The sequence below is a fragment of the Nostoc sp. CALU 1950 genome, from assembly GCF_051172895.1.
GTDB classification, from domain to species: domain Bacteria; phylum Cyanobacteriota; class Cyanobacteriia; order Cyanobacteriales; family Nostocaceae; genus Nostoc; species Nostoc edaphicum_A.
Map to the genome: position 1 here is coordinate 1 of NZ_JBDNJQ010000145.1, position 22,025 is coordinate 22,025.

Here is a 22,025-nt window from a genome sequence, read left to right on the forward strand (position 1 = left end):
GTGCCGAACCTCCGGGTAAGGCGAATTGGACATCACCCCTTGTACCACCGCCAACACTAGTTCTAGGTGCTGAACCTCCGGGTAAGGCGAATTGGACTTGTCCGCGAACGCCACCGCCAACGCTGGTTTTGGGGGCTGCATCTTTGGGCAGTTTAAATTCCACACTAATGAGAACTTGATTGGTAACGGTTGGATTCTCTTGAGGGAGAAGGCTTGCTAATGTAGAATTGCCTGTCAAAACTACTAATGTGCCGTTAATAGTTAAAAATAAAAATATTTTAGAATTAAACTTAAGCATTTTCACCTCTTCTGCTACGTTTACAACCAATTACCGACAAGAACGAAAGAAGACCAAAAATAAGGATGTTTGTATAAAGGATTAGCCATAATTTTGATTTGTGCCTGTTGTAATGCCTCAGCTTTGTTTAGTTTTGGATTACTCAATTGGTGATAAAATTCTTTCATCAAAGAGGAAGTAGACTCATCACTTACTGACCATAAACTAGCAAGAGTACTTTTAGCACCAGAACGCAAAGCAAATCCAGCTAAACCTAATGTTGCACGATTATCACCTACGGCTGTTTGACAAGCACTCATCACTAATAATTCAATCGGTTCTACGTTTGTTTTATTTCTGTTTTTAAACAACAGATCAAAATCTTGAATGGAAATGCGATCGCCCCAGGTCAACAAAAAGGTTTCTTCTGGGTTGGAACTGAATTGACCGTGAGTAGCAAGGTGAACTATGGGGAAAGATTTATTAGCGATCGCCGTTTTTAAAGCGTCTCTGCTAAACTTCTTATCTAGCAACACTTGGGAATTAACTTCTGTCGTAACTTCTTTAATTTCTTCTGTAACTCCAGGTAGGGGATTGAAGCCTTGGCGTGCTTCCGTTAATCCAGCCGCTAACACGCTCAATTTTTGGCGTTGCAGTCCTTGAGGAAATAGTTGTAATCCAGGACTGAGAACAACACTATAATTTTCGATTAAATACTGTTTGCCATCATACAGAACAGCCATTGGCAAGTTTCGCAATAAACTATCTGGAATGAAAACTAAAGTTTTGATATTACTTTTCTGGAGTGTTGCTTGAGCCGGTGCAACCAGCCAGTTATAAATTTCTTGGGAGAGTCGCAAACGCTCCTTACTCGAATAACCAGGGGATAGGGAAGAATAAAGTTGTTTTAAGGTAGCTTCTATTTGCTGTTTTGGTAGTTGGGTGCTGTAGTGACGCAGAGGTTGATTAGGAACTGAAAGAATGACTTCCAGGCGATCGCTTAAAATAATTGGATAAATAACGGCTGCGTGCAAGTCAATTTTTTCTAAAACTACAGGATTGCTATTATCTAAGCAAGCATCCCGAAAAAAGTTATCCAATTCCGCTAGTTGCAAAGCTTCCATCACTTGCAGAGATTGTTTAAGGTTGCTTTGATTATCTTTTTGCAACAACAAGCTGACGTAATCTCGATAAATCGGTTCAACACTTTCTTTAAAATTAAACTGTACATCCCTGTTAATTGCCACTAAATCACTACGTAGTGATTGCAAGTTATTAAAAGCAATCTCATAAGCAGGGATCGCGCTATTACTATCTCCTTGTTCTTTAGCAATTGCACCCACCTGTCCCGCCGCACGAGCTACTAAATCTGGAGCATTTATTTCTTGAGCTATTGTTAATGCTTGTTGTGTCAAAGTTGCCGCATCTGCCAACTGGTTATTTTCTTGGTAGAGTTTACCTAGTTGGTTAAGTGAATAAGCTTCGGCTCTCGGATCTTTGATTTCTTTAGCTTGTTGAATAGCTGTTGCTAGCAAGTGGGAAATTTTGACAGCGTTGGTTTCCAAAACGGCTTTTTTACCATCTCCTGCTGGCTTTAAATCCATCAGACTTTCTGCAAAGTTAATTTTGGCGTAAATAGCTGGACGACTAGGAGGAAGTAGAGCAAAATTAGTTTCAATTTCTGGAATTAATGCTTGTGCTGATTCCCCGTTTTGTACTTTAACTAACAAGCTTAATTGATTTAATTGTGCTTCTAATTTAGCCTGTGGTTCTGAAGCTAAATTAACTGCTTGTTGGTAGTATGTCCAAGCAACATCATATTCTTGTAAGTCTCTGGCAACATTGCCAATACTAAATAAAACTGCACTCACATCAGTTGGAGAGTTGAATTGTTTACTAATTTCCCAACTTTTATCGAGAATTATTTTAGATTGTTTTAAATCACCAACAGTTTGCAAAGCAATGCCTAAACTTCTCAATCCTTGAGCCTTTAAGAGACTGTCAGGTTGATTTTGCAATTCTGTCACTAGTTCTTCTAACAAAGTTTTGGCGCGGCGATATTGTCCTAGTGTTTGCAAACCTTGCGCCTGATTAATTTGGCTGATGAGTTTACCTGTTTTATCACCTGTGCGCTCATAAGTGACTGCTGCTTGTTTCCAAGTATCTATAGCCGTATAAGTTTGTCCTTGCAGAAGTTGAAGAGTTCCTTGTGTATTTAATGCTTGTGCTAATAGTAAACTACTTTTAGTATCGGGATTTTTTAAGTTTTTAATAATATTAATACTTTCAGCGATCGCAGTATGTGCTTGGGAGATTTTGCCTAAATCTTTATATGCCAATCCTAAATAATTAAGCACTTGGACTTGGCTAATAGTTTCGTTTTGTGATTGATAAAACTTTAGTGCATTTTCCCAGACTCTAGCTGCTTCTGTGTATTGTCCAGATTGATAGTATTTTTTTCCTTGCTGTAATAATTCTGAAGAGTTTGGTAGTTGTTTCACTACCTGCTCTGAACCTAATAATATAGGTTTATTAGCAACAGCAGGAATGTTCTTGATGATTAATAACAGACTTAATATTATGCAAGCAAAAAAAAGCCATAAAACATTATTTTTCTGGTTTGAAAATAACCAAAATAGTTTTTTGTTTAAATTATTGTACCTCTTTGCCCTGGATAGTTTTTTCAAATTAATCCTATTTTTTACATAAAATAATCTATTTAGTTATCCTACAAGGATAAATTATTAATTTTTGAAAGTTTATAAATCGCTACAATTAGGATGCTTTTGAGATAAACTCTCTTGAGGTAAAGATGCTATTAATTCTATTTGTCCTTGGGCATTAATTCTCAAGCTTGTGGCTTCGACAATTTGTTGTCTTATTGGAGGAATTGTAGAAGAACTATTTACTTGATTACTGTTTTGTGTTTGTGCAGTTATAAAATCTCGCGTATCTGACAAAATAGTTTGACCACGAATGGTTGCTGTAGGGTCTGCTGGTAAACCTCCCCTACCTGTGATAGTAAAAGAATTACCTTCTGTGGATGCACAACTAGGAGTAACTATTTTATTATTGCGATCGCTCTCTGGGTTTGGTACTCCTATCAAAGCCGAACTTGGAGCTGCATTCGGTTTATTAATTGATTCAAGGCTAGAAAAATCTAACACAGGACTAGGAATTTCCGGTGGAGGACTAGGAACTTCTGGTGGAGGATTGGGGACTTCCGGTGGAGGACTGGGAACTTCTGGTGGAGGACTAGGAACTTCTGGTGGAGGACTAGGAACTTCTGGTGGAGGACTAGGAACTTCTGGTGGAGGACTAGGAACTTCCGGTGGAGGACTGGGAACTTCTGGTGGAGGGCTAGGAACTTCTACTTTTTTGGCGCTAGAAGTAATATTACTGAAGGGGGTGAGTGTATCAGCAAACCCGATTCCTTGAATATCTCTGGTAGTAATATTAATATTGCCACCACTACCTAAGAATGCATTGGCTGTAATATCACTGTTTTCTTCGGGAACAGCAAACAGTAAATCTGTGTTGATAGTGATGTTAGCACCATTTCCACCTGTAGTTTCATTACCTGCGATCGCCAAAATACTACTTCCACGGCGTAATGATAACGAATCTGTTAACTGGAGATTAATATTACCGCCTTCAGTGCTGACTGTTTTTGTGGAAATTAGAGCTTGATTATCAAGGGTTAATTGGTTTCCTTGGATCTCAATGTTGCCACCAATCCCACTACCTTGGCTAACGGTGGAAATAGCAGCACCATCCCGAATCTCAACAAGTTGGGAATCGACGAAGATATTACCGTTGTTACCGCTAGAACCTAAACTTGTATTAGCAAATAAACCCGTATTTGCACCAGACAAGAGAACTCTGTCTGTAGCTTTGATTACTATATTGCCAACATTTCCTAAACCTTCTGTTCGAGAAAATATCTGACTATTATTAGTAGCAACAAAGGAGCTAGTATTAATTTCTATATCACCAGCTTTCCCTGCACCTACACTCTGGCTTCCTATATTTGAGTTATTTAATAAAATTGAATCAGCATTAATAATGATATTACTAGCATTATTACCATTACTTATGGTGAATAATTTAGCTTGGTTAGCTTCTAAAGAATTAGTAGTAATGATCAGCTTTCCATCTGTCCTTGTTATACTTCTACCCAAAGAAATCAATGGTGCGTTTAGCGTAACATCACCGCCTTGTCCAGCACCAAAGGAAAAACTGCCAATCAATGATTCTCTAAGTGGGGCTTGTTCTTGAATAATTGCAGATTTACTCTTGAGAGTAATGTTACCTCCAACTGTGCCAAAAGAAAGAATCTGTGATGCTGGTCGTATGACAATATCATCCTGAGCTAAAAGTGTGATATCTCCACCAGGTTTTAAAAATGGAAATGTAGAATAATCAATTCCCAAACTCGTCAGAAATTGGGGAGTAATAATTTTCCCCCGTGAATCAATGATAATGTTTCCTGTCTTTGCACCCCTACCAAATGTGCTTAGTGCAAAGTTAACTCTAATATCACCCGATAGAGAAGGATTAGGTTGATACTGATTGGTTAAAAAAACCAGTCCTCCCGAATTGATAATTTGATTGATAGTGATATCTGCGCTTGTTGGTTTACCATCTGTGCTAGGAGTAGGTGAAAAAGCATTGATTACTCCTTTGATTCCAGTTGGCTGAAAATTAGTAGTTCCCGCTCTAATATCAATAGTAGGTTGAGCGCTGCCATTAATGATAACCTGCGTTAATCCATCGGAAAGAGTAACGGTTTCATTAATAAAGTTAGTTGTATCGGGACGGTTAACATTAATACTATTAATATTTACACTTCCACCTGCAAAAATGTGAATGGAAGCTCCTGTATAACTATTAAAACTAACATCTCCACTTGAACGAATAATTGGGTCGTTAAAGCTAAATAAATCTCCTTCTTGCCCGTTAATTTGTTCGAGGCTAAAATTACCACCACTAAAAAATTGAGTGTCCCCAATAATCGGATTGGCTGAACGTAAAACCATATTTTCACCAGAAAAGAAGCCACTGGAGGGATCGTTTAAGGCAAAGATATCTATCTTATTTCCTTCTGCTAACAGTTGCTGTTTAGCTGAGGCAATAAAAGGGTAATTTAGGTTGTCCCGCACTTTTAGAGTATTACTAGCTTGCAAGGTTAAATTACTACCTGCTTGCAATTGCCCTTGTAAGTCAAGATTTGTACCAACTAAAGTCAAGTTTTGTCCAACTGATAAATTCCCACTGTTAGCGATCGCACCTTGGGGTGCTAACCAACTCTCTAACCCCAGAGGAACATTGACAGTTAACAAGGGGGGTGCTTTAGGATCTTGAGTAGTAAATTGATAACCGTTTTGGAACAAAAGGGCGTTGCTGGTGCTAGCAAAGAAAGAACCAGAGATATCTAAACGCGCATTTGTACCGAAAATTATGCCGTTAGGATTAATTAAGTAAAGATTGGCATTTCCTAATACTCCGAGTCTACCGAAAATATTAGAAGCGTGGTTTCCTGTAACTCGACTCAGGATATTTTCGACTCCAGAAGGATTAGAAAAGTAAACCCGTTGCTGATTACCTACATTAAAATCTTGAAAACTGTGGAATAGGTTACTACCTCGAATTGCTCCGCCATCTATGCGATCAATGTTACCTTTGGTACTTTGAACATTAGGTGAAAGAACAGAGCGTTCGACTCCCAAACTTTCATCAGCAGCTATTTGAGCTACAGCAGTTGTTGTTGAACTCAGAATACAGGCGATCGCAGCACTGCTTGTTAAAATTTTCATCAGCATAGTAGCCCTATCAGTTTCCTCTGTTTCAGCAACACCTGAATTCTTCTTCCACTTAAGGTCAATAATTTTTAACTTTGATTAATTTACGTTTGGGTAGATATACACATTCCAGCCCATTCATACCTAAAACTCCGATCGCCGGACTAGGTTCGGGAACACTGGTGGACACAACAGATGTTACTAAATTGACATTGATAAAAGTATTTGTATCGTATGACAATCCTTGCAAATTAACCGAGTACCGTGGGTTGAAATCCCCCGGTTCAATAACCGACAAGTTTTGGGTCGGGGTCTAAATCCCCAGACGCTCGTTCGATCTTGGCGTGCCGTAGGCAAGACTCGCTATCACAAAACTTAATTACGAATTACTTAACACTGTATCACCAATCAATGAACTTGCTGCTGCTACTTCAAGTTTCATTCCAGCAGTTATAGTAATATCCGCAGATATCACTATGGTCAGAAATCTACTAAGTAAAGCTATTTTTTACCTAAAATTAAAGATTTTTGTAGGTAAATCTGATTATCCTTCAATTTAGTTAAAAATAGCATTATTAATAGAAAATTTACATAATTCTCCTTACTTCTTCATGAAAACTTTAATTTGATTGGTTTGATGTTGTGATTTATATGCCTAAAGAAACTGTTTAAACTTAAAAATTCTCCCTTTTTTAGGACTTTTTATTAAAAAAATCAAGATAATTAAGTGATATAATCATCAGCCAAGCGAATCATATTATCGCTACAACAACTTTAGTTACAATATTTAATTTTATGTGTGTCAAATTTAGAAGTACGATTAGTTTGGTTTAAGACCTTGGATAAACTACACAGGCAGGGTGCTTCTTTGATTTTCTATAGCAACAATATTATTTTATCAGCAATTACAAACAATAAATGTTGCATGGCAAATAGTGAAAGTTTTGCTAACAGTTTCAGAGAAAATGATTCATAGGTATTTATAAAAATATTACAATTATGAAATTGAATTTTACGAAACACATTGAAGATATCCAATTACTGCATGTAGAACGATATCTCCCAGAAAAAATAAGAACTTACATTGAAGAAAATTACTATGCCAAAGTTCAGCAGCAAGCAGAGTTAGATTATGCTGTTAGAGATGAAAATTTTCTAGCAAATCCCCTTCAGCACGTCGCACTTTATTCGGATCATGGTGTCGTTCATGTCAGAGATGTTGCTTGTAATATCTTAGCTGTGCTGGAAGCTATTCATGGAGTTCTCATTCCCAAAAGAGAGTCTCTATGGTTTGATTTTATGAAAGGTTATGGAATCATACTTGTCTATAACCATGATATGGGAATGCTTGATTTTTCGCCATTTGGCCGGGCGATGCACCCAGAATTTGTTACTCAAGAAGTATTTAGTTCTGCTTTTGATCAGGTAATTGATACGATTTGGACTGAAAATTGTGGCAATGTTTCTTGGCGTTTAATTAACTTAGCTGATAAAGGAGCATTGACAGAAGATCCTCAACTTGTGTTACGTGAAATGGTATCATTGGGGGTTGCTCATAGTAAAAGCAAAGTTCCTATTGAGGTATTGAATAATCCTCAACAATTCAGAGACTTAATGAGAAAAATTGCTGCGGTAAATTTGTATCACCTTTATCACCAACAACAAGTAACTAAAGCCGAAAATAAATTATCTCATGCAAAAAAATCTCTCCAACAACAGCTTAAAATTGAAAAATTAGAAATAGCTTTACAGCAAATTAAAGCTACTCAGGCAGAATTTCTTAAACAGGGAATTAGCCCTCATAACGAACGTATTCATAGATATTATACTGATTTTGAAAAACAGGCATTTTCCTGGCTGGTTTGCGAGCATCCAGAGGTACAAGCTTTAATTGCTGATGTGGGTGATACTATCCGTGCTTTGCGAGCAGCAGATGCTTTGCGACAGAGAGGTACAGTTTACAAAACATCAGGAGGTTATCAGATTTTTGTTGACCAAAATACAGCTAAGGCAATTTATGCTTTGCAAAAAGGCAGCGGTGAATTATTTTTATTAGAAGCAGCAAACCCTCTCAATGCTGGAGAAGCAAACATTGCCAGTAGTGAATTGACTGCTAACGGCGATATAAGAATATCTTTCAATCGAGGTTCATTTACTAACCAAGATGCTACACAACGGGCAGCTTACTATTTAGCTGTTGTAATTGACGATATTCAACGCGATATTATCGATACCTTTCATCGATCGCCTCATGACAATGATGTGATTAAGAAAAGTGAAAACATTGAAATTTTATTAGAAAATACTGACGACAACCTAGATTTTGCCGAAGCTGTCCAAGCAGAATTAAAAAAAATCGCGCCAGAAATAGGGTTGAAGAGTAGAGTTGTTCCCTCACTCAAAAATATTGACCCAGAAGAACGCGATCGCTATTTGAGTGCCAAAGAGCTAGATTGGTCACTGGAACAAAAACAAAAAATTCTATTGAGAGTTTCTCAATCGGGCCATAAAATTCACAATATTGATCCACACAAAGCTTTTACTGATGTGTACTTATCCAGCCTTGAAGCAGGTGAAACATTGATCCAAGCAGGATCGCCTCCTGGTTTTGTTTATATCCCTATGGGTATAGGACTCGTAAGTAACCCATTAGGCGGGTATCAACCCCAATGTGTAAAACCTTGGATTCCGTTAGGTAATATCCGGGTTATTCGTGGAGATCAGCAGGAAGCAACTATTACGGCTGAAGAGAAACTTGAACTTCTCATCATTCCTAAAGAGACTTACCTGAAATATTGGCACAGCACCTATAATGCAGAAGAATTTTCGCAACAAATCGTGCGTATTTACGCCGAAGATAATTTGCGAGAGTTAGAGCAGATTTTTAACATTCTCCGCCAAGTTGCCCTAATTGATAAAAACCTGGATGACACTGAAATTGACTTCATTCAACAAATACTGGATTCTTACCGAATTAAATATTCCACTGAAGAACTTCGAGAAAAGTTATTAACTGGTGAAGATAGCGATTTTGTTAGTTTACGGCAAAGCGTACTAGATTATCTCTCGTTAGAGCCGCCATATTTTCAGGTGGGAAGACTACGAGATTTATTGAATTTACTAGTAAAAGTTGACGAAAATATTTCAGCAGAAGAATCGCTGATTATGTCAGAGTTAAATAATTTACTGGATAGTTATCTAGCAGATGAAACCTTGCCAAAGCAGTACAAGATATTGATTATTCCCACTAATTCTGAGCAAAATGAGGGGATTAGAGCAATATTTCCGACTGCCCCCAAAGTTGAAAATCCTTGGGGAAAAGCTTATCTATGCGGTTCGTTTTACTCGAAAGAATACGCCAATATGATTTTGCAGAGATATCGCAATTTGAATTTCTACGCCATTCTAGAAGAAGAGGAATATTCAGCATGACAATCCTTCAAAATCAGCCCATACCAGTGATTATAGATACGGATGGTGGTGTTGATGATGCCTTGGCATTGATTATGGCATTGAACTCACCACAATTAGACCTGAAAGCAATTACAGTTTTAGCTGGTAATATTCATGTAGATCAAGCTGCAAATAATGTATTACGGGTACTAAGTATTGTTGCACCCAATACCTTACCAATTGTTGCTAAAGGCTGTGAAAAACCTTTGGTTAAACCGCCCTTTAATGCTGCGGGGATTCATGGTGCAGATGGGCTAGGCGAATTAGATCAATTTAAAGCCGCAGATGGTACAGCCAGCTATCCGCAATTAACCATCGAACCATCTACAGAAAATGCTATTGATGTCATTCTCTCAGCAGCCAAAGAGTACGGCGATCACCTGAATATTATTGCTTTAGGCCCACTAACGAATCTAGCAACGGCAATTCAAAAAGATGCTGCAACTATGAAACAAATAGGGCGGATTATCATCATGGGTGGGGCTGTCACCGTACCTGGAAATATTACGGCGGCGGCTGAATTTAACTTTTTTGTAGATCCTCATGCTGCTCAAATCGTCATGGAGTCAGGGATTCCTTTAACATTGGTGGGTTTAGATGTAGCCATGAAAGCCCCTCTCACCCGCCAAGTTGTGGAAGAAAATTTACAGCGTCGTCCTACAAAAGTTACCCAGTTTATTGCTGATTGTACCGGAATTTATATGGCTTTCTATCGTGATCATGAAGGTTTTCACGGCTGTTATTTACACGATCCTTTGGCAATGGCAGTTGCTATTGATCCGAGTTTAGTTACTACTGAATCACTTTATATGGTTGTGGAAACTGAAGGACGATTTACCACTGGTTTGTCGCTAGCAGATAGGCGCGATCGCCGAGATGATAAAAGCAATCCACCTAATGTAGAAGCCTGTTTAGATGTTGATACCAAAAGGTTTTTAAAGTTGTTTGATAAACTTGTCTGCTCATAAAGATATAAAAATATCGCTCGTTAATCATTAAATAATAATTCCGAAATAGCCAATTTCCCGATCTAATATCATTAATTGCCAGATGGTTGAGCAAAATTCCCTAAATACATCAAATAACGAAACATTACCGCTTCATGAACTGATGGCAAGAATTTTAGTTGCAGAGGAAACTTCCTCTCGGCAAATCTTACCTTTCATGGGAACCATGCAATGGCTTAACGATTACCTTACCCCTCAATCCTTTGCGGATTTTGTCAATGCAATTCTCCGGGGTATTGGACAAGCAATTTTTGTTAATAATCCCCTGAGTGGGCTATTAATTTTGGTTGCTATTTTGCTACAATCCCCTTGGATGGCACTAATGGCACTACTAGGCGTTATCGCTTCAACCTTAACGGCGATCGCCTTAAAAATCAACCCTGATGTTATTCGTAACGGGATCTTTGGCTTTCAAGGAACTCTCGTAGGTTTAGCTCTGGCAACCTTTGGCTCATTGGCTAATGGGAATGGGGCATGGAATCCTTTATGGGCGATCGCTGTAATTATTTTAGCAGCCCTCACCACAGTATTAATGGATACCTTCGGGGTATGGTTTACCACCCATTTCAAAGTATCTATCCTGGGTATTCCCTTTCACATTGTTACCCAAGTTTTTTTATATCTAGTATTACTGATTCCTCAACCCTACTTTCATTGGGGATTTGGCATCTTTTCTGTTTCTGCATCGGCATCTAAAACATTAGATTGGTTGAAGATTCTAGCATCTTTTCCTATTAGTTTTAGTCAAGTTTTCTTCGTTTCAAATCTGAATTTAGCTATCTTAGTTTTCCTAGCTGTAGCACTCTGTACACCCATCGGTGCAGGCGTTGGTTTACTAGGCTGTTTAGCTAGCGCGATCGCCGCTTTAGTTATGGGAATTGACCCAGAAAAAATTTACACTGGGTTTTGGGGATTTAACTCTGTACTGACAGCGATCGCCATTGGCGGAATGTTTTATGCACCTAATTTTCGTAGTATCCTCATTGCCGGATTTTCCGTCTTGATCTGCACTCTTTGTACCCAACTGCTAGGTCTTATATTCAATCCTTTGGGAATACCATTTTTAGCATTACCGTTTTGTCTAGTAACTATTGGTTGTTTTTTGGTAGTGCAGCATTCTCTCCCTTCTCTTGTCCCTGTCGCTCTTTATACTATTACTAGTCCAGAAGAACATCGTCTGCGCTACTTGACAGCCAAGGATGTAATTTCTAACTTTCGTCGGCAGCTAGAATCAGCTATACAAGGAACTCACCATCGTTTTTTGTTTCATACTGCTGATTCATCGCTTAAAGGCAATCTGCGTTATATCTTTGATGCCATCGATCAGGATCATAACGGGACACTATCAGTTCAAGAGTTCGTTACCCATTTACATAAAGCCAATGCAACTATATCTGAAGCAGAATTAGCGTATCTCTTTTCTAGAATGGATATTGACAACAGTGGTGAGATTGATTTTGAAGAATTTGGTGAACTCATGTTGCGACATCGCCGTTTGATGTCAAAGTATCAAGAATTTATCACCTATTTTCTGCCTATTGATACTGATGAAGATGAGTCTATCAGTATTGAAGAAATGAATGTTGCCTTATCCAGTGTTGGTGAATGCCCATTATCAAAAGATGAGATAATTTTTTTACAAACAAAAGCTGGAGGAAACCCTTTGAGTTGGCATCAGTTTATTGAAGTATTACTTCTGTGCTAATCGATACTGTGATTTCTGTTCTAGTTCCGCAGTTAAGCTTATAGGCTCTTGAGGCTATTCTCTATTCATAATTAACACTTGTATAAGTAGAACGAGGTGAAAAAACCAAACTATGTAAAGATAAATAAAAATGAGTAATTTTTATTTTAGTTTAGTTTTCAGTCTTTATTACCGAACAACCAATAACTGATAGGATTTCACAAAATTCTTCATAACTTATTTGTTTATCTCCGCTAGTATCGGCTAATTTCAACATTTCTTCGATTTGAATATCAGTAAAATTAGAATCTATATTACGGATACATAGTTTCAATTCCTCCAGAGTAATGTAACCAGAATTATCCGCATCAAAATTTTGGAATAATTCTAAAATTTTTGCTTCTGAATCTAATTGGTCGCATCATTAACTGTCATGATTCAGAAATGATTTTGGCATTAAGCAAAGTAAAAATTCTATCCAGTTCCAATATGCCTGCCAATTCAGCATCTTCTTCTGTTGTTAGCAATCCAGCTTTCTTTTTCTCAGACAATTCTTCGAGTCGAGACTGTAATTCTTCAGTAAATTTAAACAAATGTATGTCCCTAACTTTACTGAGTTTGATTCCAGAATCTACCCAGAATGAGGGTTGAACCATCATTTGAGTAATCATAAGCTGTATGTCTCGTTTAATTTAGCGGATTGGTGGTATTTTAACGACGAATCTTCGGTTGCCAAAGAAACTGTAGATAAATACTGGCAGCATAAAGACAAGGAGTACCATCATTATAAACGGCGATCGCTTCTTTAGGTAGCAAGAAGTAGGTTTGTTTAAAGTCATAAATGTCGAACTCAGCATCTTGGAATGAAACGTTTGCTGACAGTAGTAAACAGCACTTAGTACACGTCACCATAAAAAAGGTGCGAAAATCAAGCTACGAGCGCAAGGTCTATTTGGGTCGTAAAATTTGAATCTGGAATTTGGCACTTTGCGATAACTTTCAAGGTTGACTTTTCACTCCAACCAAAAGGATGTGCTTTCAGATTCCACTCAGAAATAAAAGCTTGTAAACGTTCACTCAAATCTTTTTTATCAGCAAAATCAGAGATTTTTAGACGTTTTCGTTGCAAAATACTAAACCACTGTTCCACTTGATTTACGCAACCAACTGTTTAGTACATCTTGCTGCTCACCAGTTATTTCAACCCGGATACTTGAGATACGTCCTTGCATGTCTGATTTTTATGCCACCCTACAAAAAATATTCTCCTTTATTTCCAACCCTTTTTTTCGGTGACGTGTACTTAGTACGCATTCCTCCTACACCAGAGGCGATCGCCTAAAAAATCCAATCAGCTTGCCTACCACTGAGAATTTCATCTAACTTCCCTTGCGCTTCCACTCTTCCAGCTTCCATCACAATAACCTGATCGGCACGATGTAAAACTGAACGCCGATGAGAAACTACCAGACAAGTTGGTGTCCATTTATTTTGCTCCCCTTGTTCGGCTCTACTTGCAAATATCCCTGACCATAGTGCCATTTCCGTCTCCACATCCAAAGCACTAGAAAGATCATCAAATACAAGTAGTTCTGGTTGACGAACCAACATCCGCGCCGCTGCAACACGCTGCAATTGTCCACCAGAAAGTCTAACTCCCTTTGAACCCACTAAAGTTTCCAGTTTTTCATCCATAGCTGTTAAATCTTGCTCAAACACAGCTATTTTTAGCGCTTTTTCAATTTCTGCATCATCCTTAGACAAACCTAACAGTATATTTTCTCTCAGGGTGTAGCTAAAAAGCTGGGGAATTTGAGGAGTATAAGCACTCCGAGGTGGAATAAAGAAACTAGCAGGGTCTTCAATGAGACACCCATTCCAGTAAATATCGCCTGCTTGCTTGGGTAATAACCCTAACAATACTCGCAGCAGCGTAGTTTTGCCAGAGCCGATGCGACCAGTAATCACAGTCAAACTACCACGCTGGATCTGCAAATTAATATCTGTAATTCCCCGCAGAGTATTCGGATAAATATACGTTAATTTAGATACTTTTAATGTTTGTAAGTGATCGGCGCTAGCTATGCCGTGACTGTAGGCATCGCTCTGATTTTCAAGTGGTTGTTCTAATGGAGGAAGTGGTTTTGTGCGATCGCCCAGGCCATTTAAATAAAGTTTCTTATGTGCTACTAAAGTATCAGCAGATACACCAGACAGCAGAGCAGTCATGCGTTCAAAGGAGACTTCCGTATACTTATACAACGCCATGAAACCGGCAAAGGAGTTAAAAAAGGCGGTGACAAAAGAGAGGTTATACACAAACAAGGCAAAGTCACCCACCGTCAGCTTTCCAACGTTATTTTGCATTAACTCGGCAGCAAGCAGCAGAATCAAACCTGTCCCCAAACTCACCATATTTTGAAATGTTGAATTGAGAATGGCATTGAATAGGCTGTCCTTAACCATCATTTGGCGGCGTTTATCGTTTAAAGAGCGAAAATAGCTCAGTACATCTTCTTCCGCACCGGCTACCTTAATGGCTTGCACAGAAGCAAACATCTCACCTAAAATGCCTGTAACCTCTTGGCTAGCCTGGCGGCTGGCTTGTCGATACCGTTTGATGCGGGTTTCTGTTTGCTGAACAATTGCTAGCATCCCAACTAAAGGTAGGAAGACAAATAGTGTCATTTTGACATTAATGCTAAGTAAAATTATTAAACTCAGAACTGCAAATATTGCTTCCCCCAGAACTTCGGATATCCCAGCCACACTGTTTTCTATTTGTTCAGCATCATCACGAAAATAATTAATTACTTCACCTAAAGATACAGTTTTTTTAGTTTCGCTACTAATAAGCATTGGTTGAGCAGTAGGATTATTTAAGAGCCGCTCTAACAAATTGCGTCGCAGCAAAGACCTCATGAGAAAACGGTGTTGAGTTTTGGTAATGCGTCCCGCAAATATAAACGCAATATGTCCCAAATTTAGAGTCAGCAACAATGCAATAAAAGCCAAAGGTGATAACCCAAATGCTGCTTTGCCTGTCAAGCTGTTAAAAAATTCCCGGATAATCAACCCAGTTAACGCAGGCAAACCCATAATTAAAATCCAGAAGCAGCTGTCAATGAAATACAGTTTCGGTTTGTAGCAAATCAATTGCCACAATAATTTCCAGCCTATTAGCTTTTTTGTTGCTGACATTATCTGTTACTCAATATTTATAAGAAGAACTCAAGAGTCAGAATTCAGCATGAATTCTGTACGAGTGGGTGACGAATATTGCTTAAAACCTAGCCCATAGTGGGCGAAAAAATTAAAATATTCTCACCTTAAAACTCTATCCCTTTATGGGCAGAGTATTCTGAATTCTGAATTCTGAATTCTGACTCCTGTTTTATACTAATAAGTCCGTTAAACCAGTCTTTAACAACTGGGCAAAACGTGAACTAGAATTTTTTATTAATTCTTCCCGCAGACCGTATTCCCTCACCTCACCTTTTTCTAAAATCAGAATTTGATCTGCCCTTTGTACTGTTGTCAGGCGGTGAGCAATAATGATGCTAGTACGCCCTATCAAGAGTTTGTCTACAGCCTTTTCAATTAATCTTTCTGTTGCCGGGTCAAGGCGTGAGGATGCTTCGTCTAGAATCACTAAACCAGGGTTTTTCAAAAAGACACGGGTAAATGCTAGCAACTGCGCCTGTCCCGCAGACAAGCCGCTACTGTCTGGCCCTAATTTTGTATCTAAGCCATTGGATAATGAGTGCAACCATTCAGATAAACCCAATACTTCCAACGTTTGATAAATGCTGTCATCGCTAATGTTCTGGTTAAAAAAAGTTAAGTTGTTGCGTACTGTGGTTTGAAATAGTTGTACATCCTGAGTTACTAACCCGACTCGCCCAGGTAAATCGGTCAAGGGAGTCTCATTAATAGGCACGCCTCCTAAGTGAATCGAGCCTGATTGGGGATCGTATAACCTTAGTAATAACCGCGCCAAAGTAGTCTTACCACTACCTGTACGTCCTAGTAAACCTAGTGTTTGACCTGGAGGCAAATGGAAAGAAATATTTTGCAGTATTAATTCTTGTTCACCATCTGTCTCTGTGGTGCGATCGTTGTAACTAAATGAGGCACTTTCAAAAGTCACAGAGAGTGCGCCACTAGGAAGGGTTTTTTTGCCATCCGCACTTAGATGGGATTTGACTTGAAATAAGTTTTGAATGCGGTAAATACTGGCTTGTGCCTGTTGAAGCTCCTCTAACTGATTGCGAATTTTCTCAATTGGTTCGTTCAGAAGAGTGGTGTAAGAAAATAAGAGGTATACAGTACCAATAGTAATTGCTTTTTGACTCCAAAGGTATACGCCTACTGTTAAAGCGGTAACGTTACCGAGAGTAAAGAAGCCGTTAGTTGTCCCCCAGAGGATGGTATCGGCGAAGCGTGCTTTGTGAAATATAGGCAACCAACGTCGCAAGATTGTGTAGAAGCGATACATGACATAGTTTTTAGCGCCATTAGTACGAATGTCTTCTATGCCAGTTAGTTGCTCACCCAGGAATCCGAAAAACTCCCCACTTACTTGTCGATAACTTCCCCAATGAGGAACAGCAATTGTACGCAGACGAATTAGAGTGGATAATGCTGTCAGGGCAAAAAATAAAATAGCCAAACCTGCTCGCCAATCTTCTGCAAACAGAACTACAATCACACCCAACATCATTAGTAAATTGCCCAAAATGTAAACGGTAAATTGGGAGAAAAACTCCGAAAGAGCCTGAACATCACCGTCTATTCGTTCAACCAACTCACCGGGTGTAGAGAATTTGTGAAAAGATAAATCTAGTTTCAGACAATGCTCAGTTAAGTCAGCACGCAAGGCATTAGTAGCTGTCCAAGCGACATTTTCACCATAGAATGTGGCAGTAATTGATATGACCTGAGTCACCAACGCCACACCAACGAATAGCAAGGCGGCTAAAAATAAGTCTTGTCTAGAACCACCAGCTACTGCTGTATCAATGAAGTAACGCAGAATTTGGGGATTGAGTAGTTGTAAACCGATGCTGACTAATAGTGCGATCGCAAACTTGCCAACACGTCTCTTTTGAGGTTTGAGATAATCTACAAGTAAATTCCAATATTGTTTTAAACTATTTTTCATAACGCCGCCAACTGTCACCAAGCAATATTCTAAATGCTGCAACTAAGTCCGAAATAGTTGGAAATTTTAGGCAAAGAAGTATTGTATCTAAAAATTATTTACATATCGATAGCTTGTGACTTAAAGTAAAAAATGGCCATTTTTTAAACTAAAAGCTTGCCGCAGTAGAGGCTGAAAGGATGATTATTAAGATTAATTTTGAATTATTTGTTGAATCTCATTAAAGAATAAGCTTGCCGCGAGTTCCACGCTAAATGTAGGCTTTGGGAGCATTTTTGTCAGGGCGATCGCATTCTCGTAGAACGGGTATTTGCTCACAAAACCAGTCAGGCTATAGGCTCGGCAAGCTTATACTTTAATTTTCGGCAATCTTTTCCTTTAAGTTACATTAACTCTTGCTCGATTTATGGTTCAAAATTTTTCCTACTTAGGATGGTTTTGAGTTAGATAAAGTTGTATTTAAGATTAAAGATAATGAAAAACTAAATTTGTGGTAAATTAATTTTCCCCTACTATCAAGGAGTAATAATGGTTTTAAGTGAATATCAACGTGCTGTAGGTGTATTTACTCATCGTCGAGATGCAGAACAGGCACTACATGAGTTGAGAGATTCTGGCTTGTTGATGGAAAAAGTATCTGTAGTTGTACAGAATGCAGACCGCAATCATGAGATTGCCAATGATGAAATAAAAGAGCGCACTGGTGATAAAGCTGACGAAGGCGCAACAGTAGGAGGGCTTTCAGGGGGCGCTGTTGGTGGATTGACTGGTTTATTAGTAGGTCTTGGGACTTTAGCAATCCCTGGAGTTGGGCCAATAATGCTAGCTGGCGCAGCTGCAACTGCTTTCGTTACAACCCTTGTCGGGGCAAGTATTGGTGCTGCTACTGGGACTTTCGCTGGTGCATTAGTTGGTTGGGGAATATCGGAAGAACAAGCTAAAGCATATAACGAGCGAGTAGAGCATGGACACTATTTCATAATCGTGGATTGTACACCTGCTGAAATTCCTAAAGTAGAAGCAATTCTACAACGTTGGGGTATAGAAGAGTTTGGCATTTACGAGTATTTCAACAATGAGCAGAGAACTACAAATTATCTGACCACGACAACTTCTGCGCCTGCCCTTCCTAATAAAAGCGGGATTTTACCGAAGTCTGCTGTCGCTTACTTTAATAACTTAGATAATGCTGAAGCGGCAATTAACGATATGTATACCGCCGGTTTTCCAACAAACCAGATTTCCTTAATTTGCAAAGACTTTTCTCAATTGATTGGGTCAACAGACGTTAATGTAAGTGAGCGTTTTGACGCTATGAGGCTCGGAATAGCAGATGAGTGGGCACGCTTTTACAACGAGCAAATTGAGCAAGGCAATTACATACTCATCGTTAGTGGCACAGACAATGAGCTTGAACAGGCTAGCTTAATTCTAGGCAGTTATGGGGTTCAAGAATGTCAAATTTATGACCCGATGTTAATTCGTTCTTGAAAACGATTACCAGAAAATTTAACAATTTTGTCAGAGCAAATAAAGCAACAGCAATACTTTCAAAATACTACAGTCTTGATATGTATGTATCTGTTACAGATTATAATTCCGCATAAATCCAACTATTTCAAGCGTGTCAGAAGAGGAAAATATGCTTTATCAAGTAGAGTAATTAATAATATTCCGCCCGTTTTCCGGGCGAATATATAACTAAGCAATTGTGCTAACTAAATTACTTCATCTAAATCTCCTCAGAAATTTAGATGAAGTAATTAATAGCCCTCGATAGTATAACCAGCAGATTGAACTATCTGTTTAATTGACTCTTCAGAAGCCGCAGCTTCTACAGTTACAGTTTTTGCATTAACGTCCACATCTATTTTGGCATCAGATTCCATAGTCTGAATAGATTTAGTTATATTCTTGGCACAGTCATCACCTTTAATATTTGTAACTTTTAATTTAATTGCCATTATTTACCTCTTTACATCTTGGATTTATCTTTAATAAATATAATAACGGTTGAGATAGTGAGTACACATCTTACTATGGTGATGTTTTTATATCCAGCTACTTTTACCCAACCTTCACAGCATATATATATCCAAAAAAGCAGCTATCTTATGGCAGATATTGAAACATTTTAGAAGAGTTAAATTTAGAGTCACTAGGATATCATCTAGATACTAGAAAACAGGGCATTAAACCCTGTTATTTAGTCACTATGCTTCCCCTCTCTACTCAGCTTCGTTGCTTTTAGGAAAGGGATTACCGTGATTTAATTGAAAATATTATAGAGTATCTAACTACCTATTTTTTTTGAGTTCGTGCATACTTCTCACGACCTTTGTTACTAAATTTCTGGGCGTAAATCTTACGCTTTCAGTCAATAGCTTATTTCTCATCCCAGGAACAACAACAGTTTTGTTTTTCATTAAGCCCCGATAACCAATATTCGCAACGGTTGCCGTATCCATCATTCTGTTAACGTTTGCAATCTTGGAATCTTCCATTGCAGCAGTTTGTTGAAATTCTGATGCTGTTGGCCCCGGACAAAGAACAGTCACGCTGACACCTGTGCCCTCTAATTCATTAGCGATCGCTTCGGAAAATGATAAAACATAAGCTTTTGTAGCGAAATAAACCGCCATTAAAGGCCCTGGTTGAAAAGCAGCCGCTGAGGCAACGTTCAAGATTTTTCCATAGTCTTGCTCGACCATATCCTTGAGGAATAACTTAGTTAAATGAGTCAAGCTGACCATATTTACCTGTAGCATTTTTAGTTCAAGATTGAGGTCTGTTTCACTAAATGCTCCGTAAGTACCAAAGCCAGCATTGTTAACCAGCACATCAATCTTGATCGATGCTTGCTGTAGTTCTGTGAAAATTTCTTCTGGCGATGTTGGTACAGATAAATCCTTAGTAAGAATTTTCACAAAAATGCCAAACTTTTGCGGGAATTCATTTATAATTTCGGTCAGCTTTTCTTCATTCTTATCGACTAACACAAGATTGTAACTATGACGAGCAAAAATCTGGGTTAATTGATAGCCTATTCCACTAGCCGCCCCTGTAATTAGAGCAGTTTTTTTTTGCCGAATTTCAGATGTTTTATTCATGTTGCGAAAATTACTAACGTGATAATTAATTTAAGCTTCATAAATTTAGCTACAGCAATATATAATGTTTGCTGTAGCTATTTTTATGGGGACAATAAATGATGCTATCCACCTGAAATTGAGTATGCTTCGATTAAGCATATTAGGCGCAAATATAAAAATCTGTATCTATATAAACAAGAGCAAAAATATTTAATCTCATCATCAATGCCACAGCATAATTCTGTTACTATAACTGACGTGCAAGCAGCACAAGAGCGAATTTTGGGAATTGCCCACCGCACGTCTGTGCTGACTTCTACAATTGTTAACGATCGCACCAATAGCCAAGTATTCTTTAAGTGCGAGAACTTTCAACGCACAGGGTCATTTAAATTTCGAGGTGCGTACAACGCCCTAGCCCAACTATCGGTAGCACAAAAGCAAACAGGCGTTCTCACCTATTCATCGGGAAATCATGCCCAAGCGATCGCCTTAGCTGGAAAAATCCTAAATATTCCCACCACCATTGTCATGCCTGATGATGCACCCATTGTTAAACAAACTGCTACTCGTGGCTATGGTGCAGAGATAATTTTATACAATCGCCAAGAAACAAACCGAGAAGAATTAGCCCAAAATTTAGCAGATGAGCGCTCTTTGACACTTATTCCCCCTTACGATCATCCCCATGTAGTCGCAGGACAAGGGACAACTGCTTTAGAACTGATCCAAGAAGTTGGTGAGTTGGACTTATTATTAGTGTGTTGTGGTGGTGGTGGATTACTTTCAGGATGTGCGATCGCAACCAAAGCACTTTTACCCAATTGTAAAGTCATCGGGGTAGAACCAGCCCTTGCCGACGATGCTACCCGCTCTTTTCACACCAAAACCCTGCAAACAGTCAAGAATCCTGATACCATCGCCGATGGTGCGCGGACTCCTAGCCTTGGTAGAATTACTTTTCCCTTAGTGCTGCATTATGTTGATGATATGGTGACGGTATCTGAAAAAGCGATTCTTCGCACCATGTTTTTCTTATGGGAACGCCTGAAAATTGTCGTTGAACCCACTGGAGTCCTCGCCGCAGCAGCTTTACTCGAAGGTGTGGTGACAGCACCAGAGGCGAGAGTTGGTGTCATCATCAGCGGTGGAAATGTAGATTTGGCGCAAGTTGGTAAATTGTTTTCTGTGGGATTGGATTGAAAAGTTAAATTCCCAATTGACCATATTAATATATTCAACGAGGAAGAGTATCATCTAAGCGAAGTTGAAGACGGGGCAAAAGCGGTGATTTTATTAATTGATTTAATCGATATTGCTGTTGAGTATAAGTGTCTTCAACTAGTTGACAGACAGTGAAAGTAGGTTGTTTAGGTTTACCAATAAATGCGACTCCACCCAATCCTCGATAATCTACAATCCAATATTCAGAAATGCCTAAAAGTGCATACTCTTCAACTTTGCGTGCATAGTCAGTTTCCCAGTTAGTACTACAGGGTAAGAGCATCTCAATTAGGCTTGACATAAGGGCTGAGAGGAATCTAATG

At 38.7% G+C, this 22,025-nt stretch carries 17 protein-coding genes; 5 read left to right on the forward strand and 12 right to left on the reverse strand.

What is annotated here, in order from left to right; all coding sequences use genetic code 11:
- The 3 genes from ABF638_RS28950 to ABF638_RS28960 all read right to left on the reverse strand — a co-directional run.
- A partial coding sequence (locus ABF638_RS28950) for a hypothetical protein (protein WP_435026320.1) occupies positions 1 to 298 on the reverse strand: 298 nt, incomplete at its 3' end.
- A gap of 20 nt (positions 299 to 318) precedes the next feature.
- On the reverse strand, positions 319 to 2,778 hold the full coding sequence (locus ABF638_RS28955; RefSeq protein WP_435026321.1) for a CHAT domain-containing protein: 2,460 nt from the start codon (positions 2,776 to 2,778) through the stop codon (positions 319 to 321).
- Positions 2,779 to 3,036: 258 nt separating this feature from the next.
- Complete coding sequence (locus ABF638_RS28960; RefSeq protein WP_435026323.1) at positions 3,037 to 6,093, reverse strand: filamentous hemagglutinin N-terminal domain-containing protein; 3,057 nt, start codon at positions 6,091 to 6,093, stop codon at positions 3,037 to 3,039.
- 984 nt (positions 6,094 to 7,077) lie between these two features.
- Between ABF638_RS28960 and ABF638_RS28965 the strand changes: the two genes are divergently transcribed.
- The 3 genes from ABF638_RS28965 to ABF638_RS28975 all read left to right on the forward strand — a co-directional run bounded on the left by ABF638_RS28965 (position 7,078) and on the right by ABF638_RS28975 (position 12,243).
- Positions 7,078 to 9,510 carry a hypothetical protein gene (locus ABF638_RS28965; protein ID WP_435026324.1) on the forward strand — a complete coding sequence of 811 codons (2,433 nt, stop codon included), beginning with the start codon at positions 7,078 to 7,080 and terminating at the stop codon, positions 9,508 to 9,510.
- Positions 9,507 to 10,499 (forward strand): nucleoside hydrolase, encoded by a 993-nt coding sequence (locus tag ABF638_RS28970; protein WP_435026325.1) that lies wholly within the window; start codon positions 9,507 to 9,509, stop codon positions 10,497 to 10,499. The genes ABF638_RS28965 and ABF638_RS28970 overlap by 4 nt, the downstream gene beginning before the upstream one ends.
- 82 nt (positions 10,500 to 10,581) lie before the next feature.
- Positions 10,582 to 12,243, forward strand: coding sequence for an urea transporter (locus ABF638_RS28975; RefSeq protein WP_435026326.1), 1,662 nt, complete (start codon positions 10,582 to 10,584; stop codon positions 12,241 to 12,243).
- A 151-nt stretch (positions 12,244 to 12,394) separates the two neighbouring features.
- On the opposite strand, the gene ABF638_RS28980 is transcribed toward ABF638_RS28975, so the two are convergent.
- The 6 genes from ABF638_RS28980 to ABF638_RS29005 form a co-directional block, all read right to left on the reverse strand.
- Positions 12,395 to 12,616 carry an EF-hand domain-containing protein gene (locus ABF638_RS28980; protein ID WP_435026336.1) on the reverse strand — a complete coding sequence of 74 codons (222 nt, stop codon included), beginning with the start codon at positions 12,614 to 12,616 and terminating at the stop codon, positions 12,395 to 12,397.
- Between the two features lie 37 nt (positions 12,617 to 12,653).
- Positions 12,654 to 12,893 carry a hypothetical protein gene (locus tag ABF638_RS28985; protein ID WP_163939136.1) on the reverse strand — a complete coding sequence of 80 codons (240 nt, stop codon included), beginning with the start codon at positions 12,891 to 12,893 and terminating at the stop codon, positions 12,654 to 12,656.
- Between the two features lie 40 nt (positions 12,894 to 12,933).
- Positions 12,934 to 13,134, reverse strand: a complete 201-nt coding sequence (locus tag ABF638_RS28990; protein ID WP_435026327.1) for a hypothetical protein — start codon at positions 13,132 to 13,134, stop codon at positions 12,934 to 12,936.
- Positions 13,135 to 13,150: 16 nt separating this feature from the next.
- Positions 13,151 to 13,372 carry a hypothetical protein gene (locus ABF638_RS28995; RefSeq protein ID WP_435026328.1) on the reverse strand — a complete coding sequence of 74 codons (222 nt, stop codon included), beginning with the start codon at positions 13,370 to 13,372 and terminating at the stop codon, positions 13,151 to 13,153.
- Between the two features lie 188 nt (positions 13,373 to 13,560).
- Positions 13,561 to 15,423, reverse strand: coding sequence for an ATP-binding cassette domain-containing protein (locus ABF638_RS29000; RefSeq protein ID WP_435026329.1), 1,863 nt, complete (start codon positions 15,421 to 15,423; stop codon positions 13,561 to 13,563).
- A gap of 193 nt (positions 15,424 to 15,616) precedes the next feature.
- Positions 15,617 to 17,386: an ABC transporter ATP-binding protein gene (locus ABF638_RS29005; RefSeq protein WP_435026331.1), complete on the reverse strand. Its 1,770-nt coding sequence runs from the start codon at positions 17,384 to 17,386 to the stop codon at positions 15,617 to 15,619.
- 528 nt (positions 17,387 to 17,914) lie between these two features.
- Here ABF638_RS29005 and ABF638_RS29010 point away from each other — a divergent pair.
- Complete coding sequence (locus ABF638_RS29010) at positions 17,915 to 18,877, forward strand: hypothetical protein (RefSeq protein ID WP_435026332.1); 963 nt, start codon at positions 17,915 to 17,917, stop codon at positions 18,875 to 18,877.
- A 272-nt stretch (positions 18,878 to 19,149) separates the two neighbouring features.
- Here the strand turns inward: ABF638_RS29010 and ABF638_RS29015 are convergent, their stop codons facing one another.
- Together ABF638_RS29015 and ABF638_RS29020 are read right to left on the reverse strand one after the other, a co-directional pair.
- A complete protein-coding gene (locus ABF638_RS29015; protein ID WP_069068849.1) occupies positions 19,150 to 19,350 on the reverse strand; it encodes a heavy-metal-associated domain-containing protein in 201 nt (66 codons plus the stop codon).
- Positions 19,351 to 19,683: 333 nt separating this feature from the next.
- On the reverse strand, positions 19,684 to 20,496 hold the full coding sequence (locus ABF638_RS29020) for an SDR family NAD(P)-dependent oxidoreductase (RefSeq protein ID WP_435026333.1): 813 nt from the start codon (positions 20,494 to 20,496) through the stop codon (positions 19,684 to 19,686).
- A 207-nt stretch (positions 20,497 to 20,703) separates the two neighbouring features.
- Here ABF638_RS29020 and ABF638_RS29025 point away from each other — a divergent pair, with 207 nt between their 5' ends.
- Positions 20,704 to 21,681 (forward strand): threo-3-hydroxy-L-aspartate ammonia-lyase, encoded by a 978-nt coding sequence (locus ABF638_RS29025; protein ID WP_435026334.1) that lies wholly within the window; start codon positions 20,704 to 20,706, stop codon positions 21,679 to 21,681.
- 34 nt (positions 21,682 to 21,715) lie between these two features.
- Here the strand turns inward: ABF638_RS29025 and ABF638_RS29030 are convergent.
- A partial coding sequence (locus tag ABF638_RS29030; protein WP_435026335.1) for a Uma2 family endonuclease occupies positions 21,716 to 22,025 on the reverse strand: 310 nt, incomplete at its 5' end.

What these genes read in the sequence shown, in the direction of transcription:
- ABF638_RS29000 (WP_435026329.1), bottom strand. Translation starts at nt 15,423, where the DNA reads ATGTCAGCAACAAAAAAGCTAATAGGCTGGAAATTATTGTGGCAATTG.
- ABF638_RS29005 (WP_435026331.1), bottom strand. Translation starts at nt 17,386, where the DNA reads ATGAAAAATAGTTTAAAACAATATTGGAATTTACTTGTAGATTATCTC.
- ABF638_RS28960 (WP_435026323.1), bottom strand. Translation starts at nt 6,093, where the DNA reads ATGAAAATTTTAACAAGCAGTGCTGCGATCGCCTGTATTCTGAGTTCA.
- ABF638_RS29010 (WP_435026332.1), top strand. Translation starts at nt 17,915, where the DNA reads ATGGTTTTAAGTGAATATCAACGTGCTGTAGGTGTATTTACTCATCGT.
- ABF638_RS29015 (WP_069068849.1), bottom strand. Translation starts at nt 19,350, where the DNA reads ATGGCAATTAAATTAAAAGTTACAAATATTAAAGGTGATGACTGTGCC.
- ABF638_RS29025 (WP_435026334.1), top strand. Translation starts at nt 20,704, where the DNA reads ATGCCACAGCATAATTCTGTTACTATAACTGACGTGCAAGCAGCACAA.
- ABF638_RS28970 (WP_435026325.1), top strand. Translation starts at nt 9,507, where the DNA reads ATGACAATCCTTCAAAATCAGCCCATACCAGTGATTATAGATACGGAT.
- ABF638_RS28985 (WP_163939136.1), bottom strand. Translation starts at nt 12,893, where the DNA reads ATGATTACTCAAATGATGGTTCAACCCTCATTCTGGGTAGATTCTGGA.
- ABF638_RS28990 (WP_435026327.1), bottom strand. Translation starts at nt 13,134, where the DNA reads ATGGTGACGTGTACTAAGTGCTGTTTACTACTGTCAGCAAACGTTTCA.
- ABF638_RS28965 (WP_435026324.1), top strand. Translation starts at nt 7,078, where the DNA reads ATGAAATTGAATTTTACGAAACACATTGAAGATATCCAATTACTGCAT.
- ABF638_RS29020 (WP_435026333.1), bottom strand. Translation starts at nt 20,496, where the DNA reads ATGAATAAAACATCTGAAATTCGGCAAAAAAAAACTGCTCTAATTACA.
- ABF638_RS28975 (WP_435026326.1), top strand. Translation starts at nt 10,582, where the DNA reads ATGGTTGAGCAAAATTCCCTAAATACATCAAATAACGAAACATTACCG.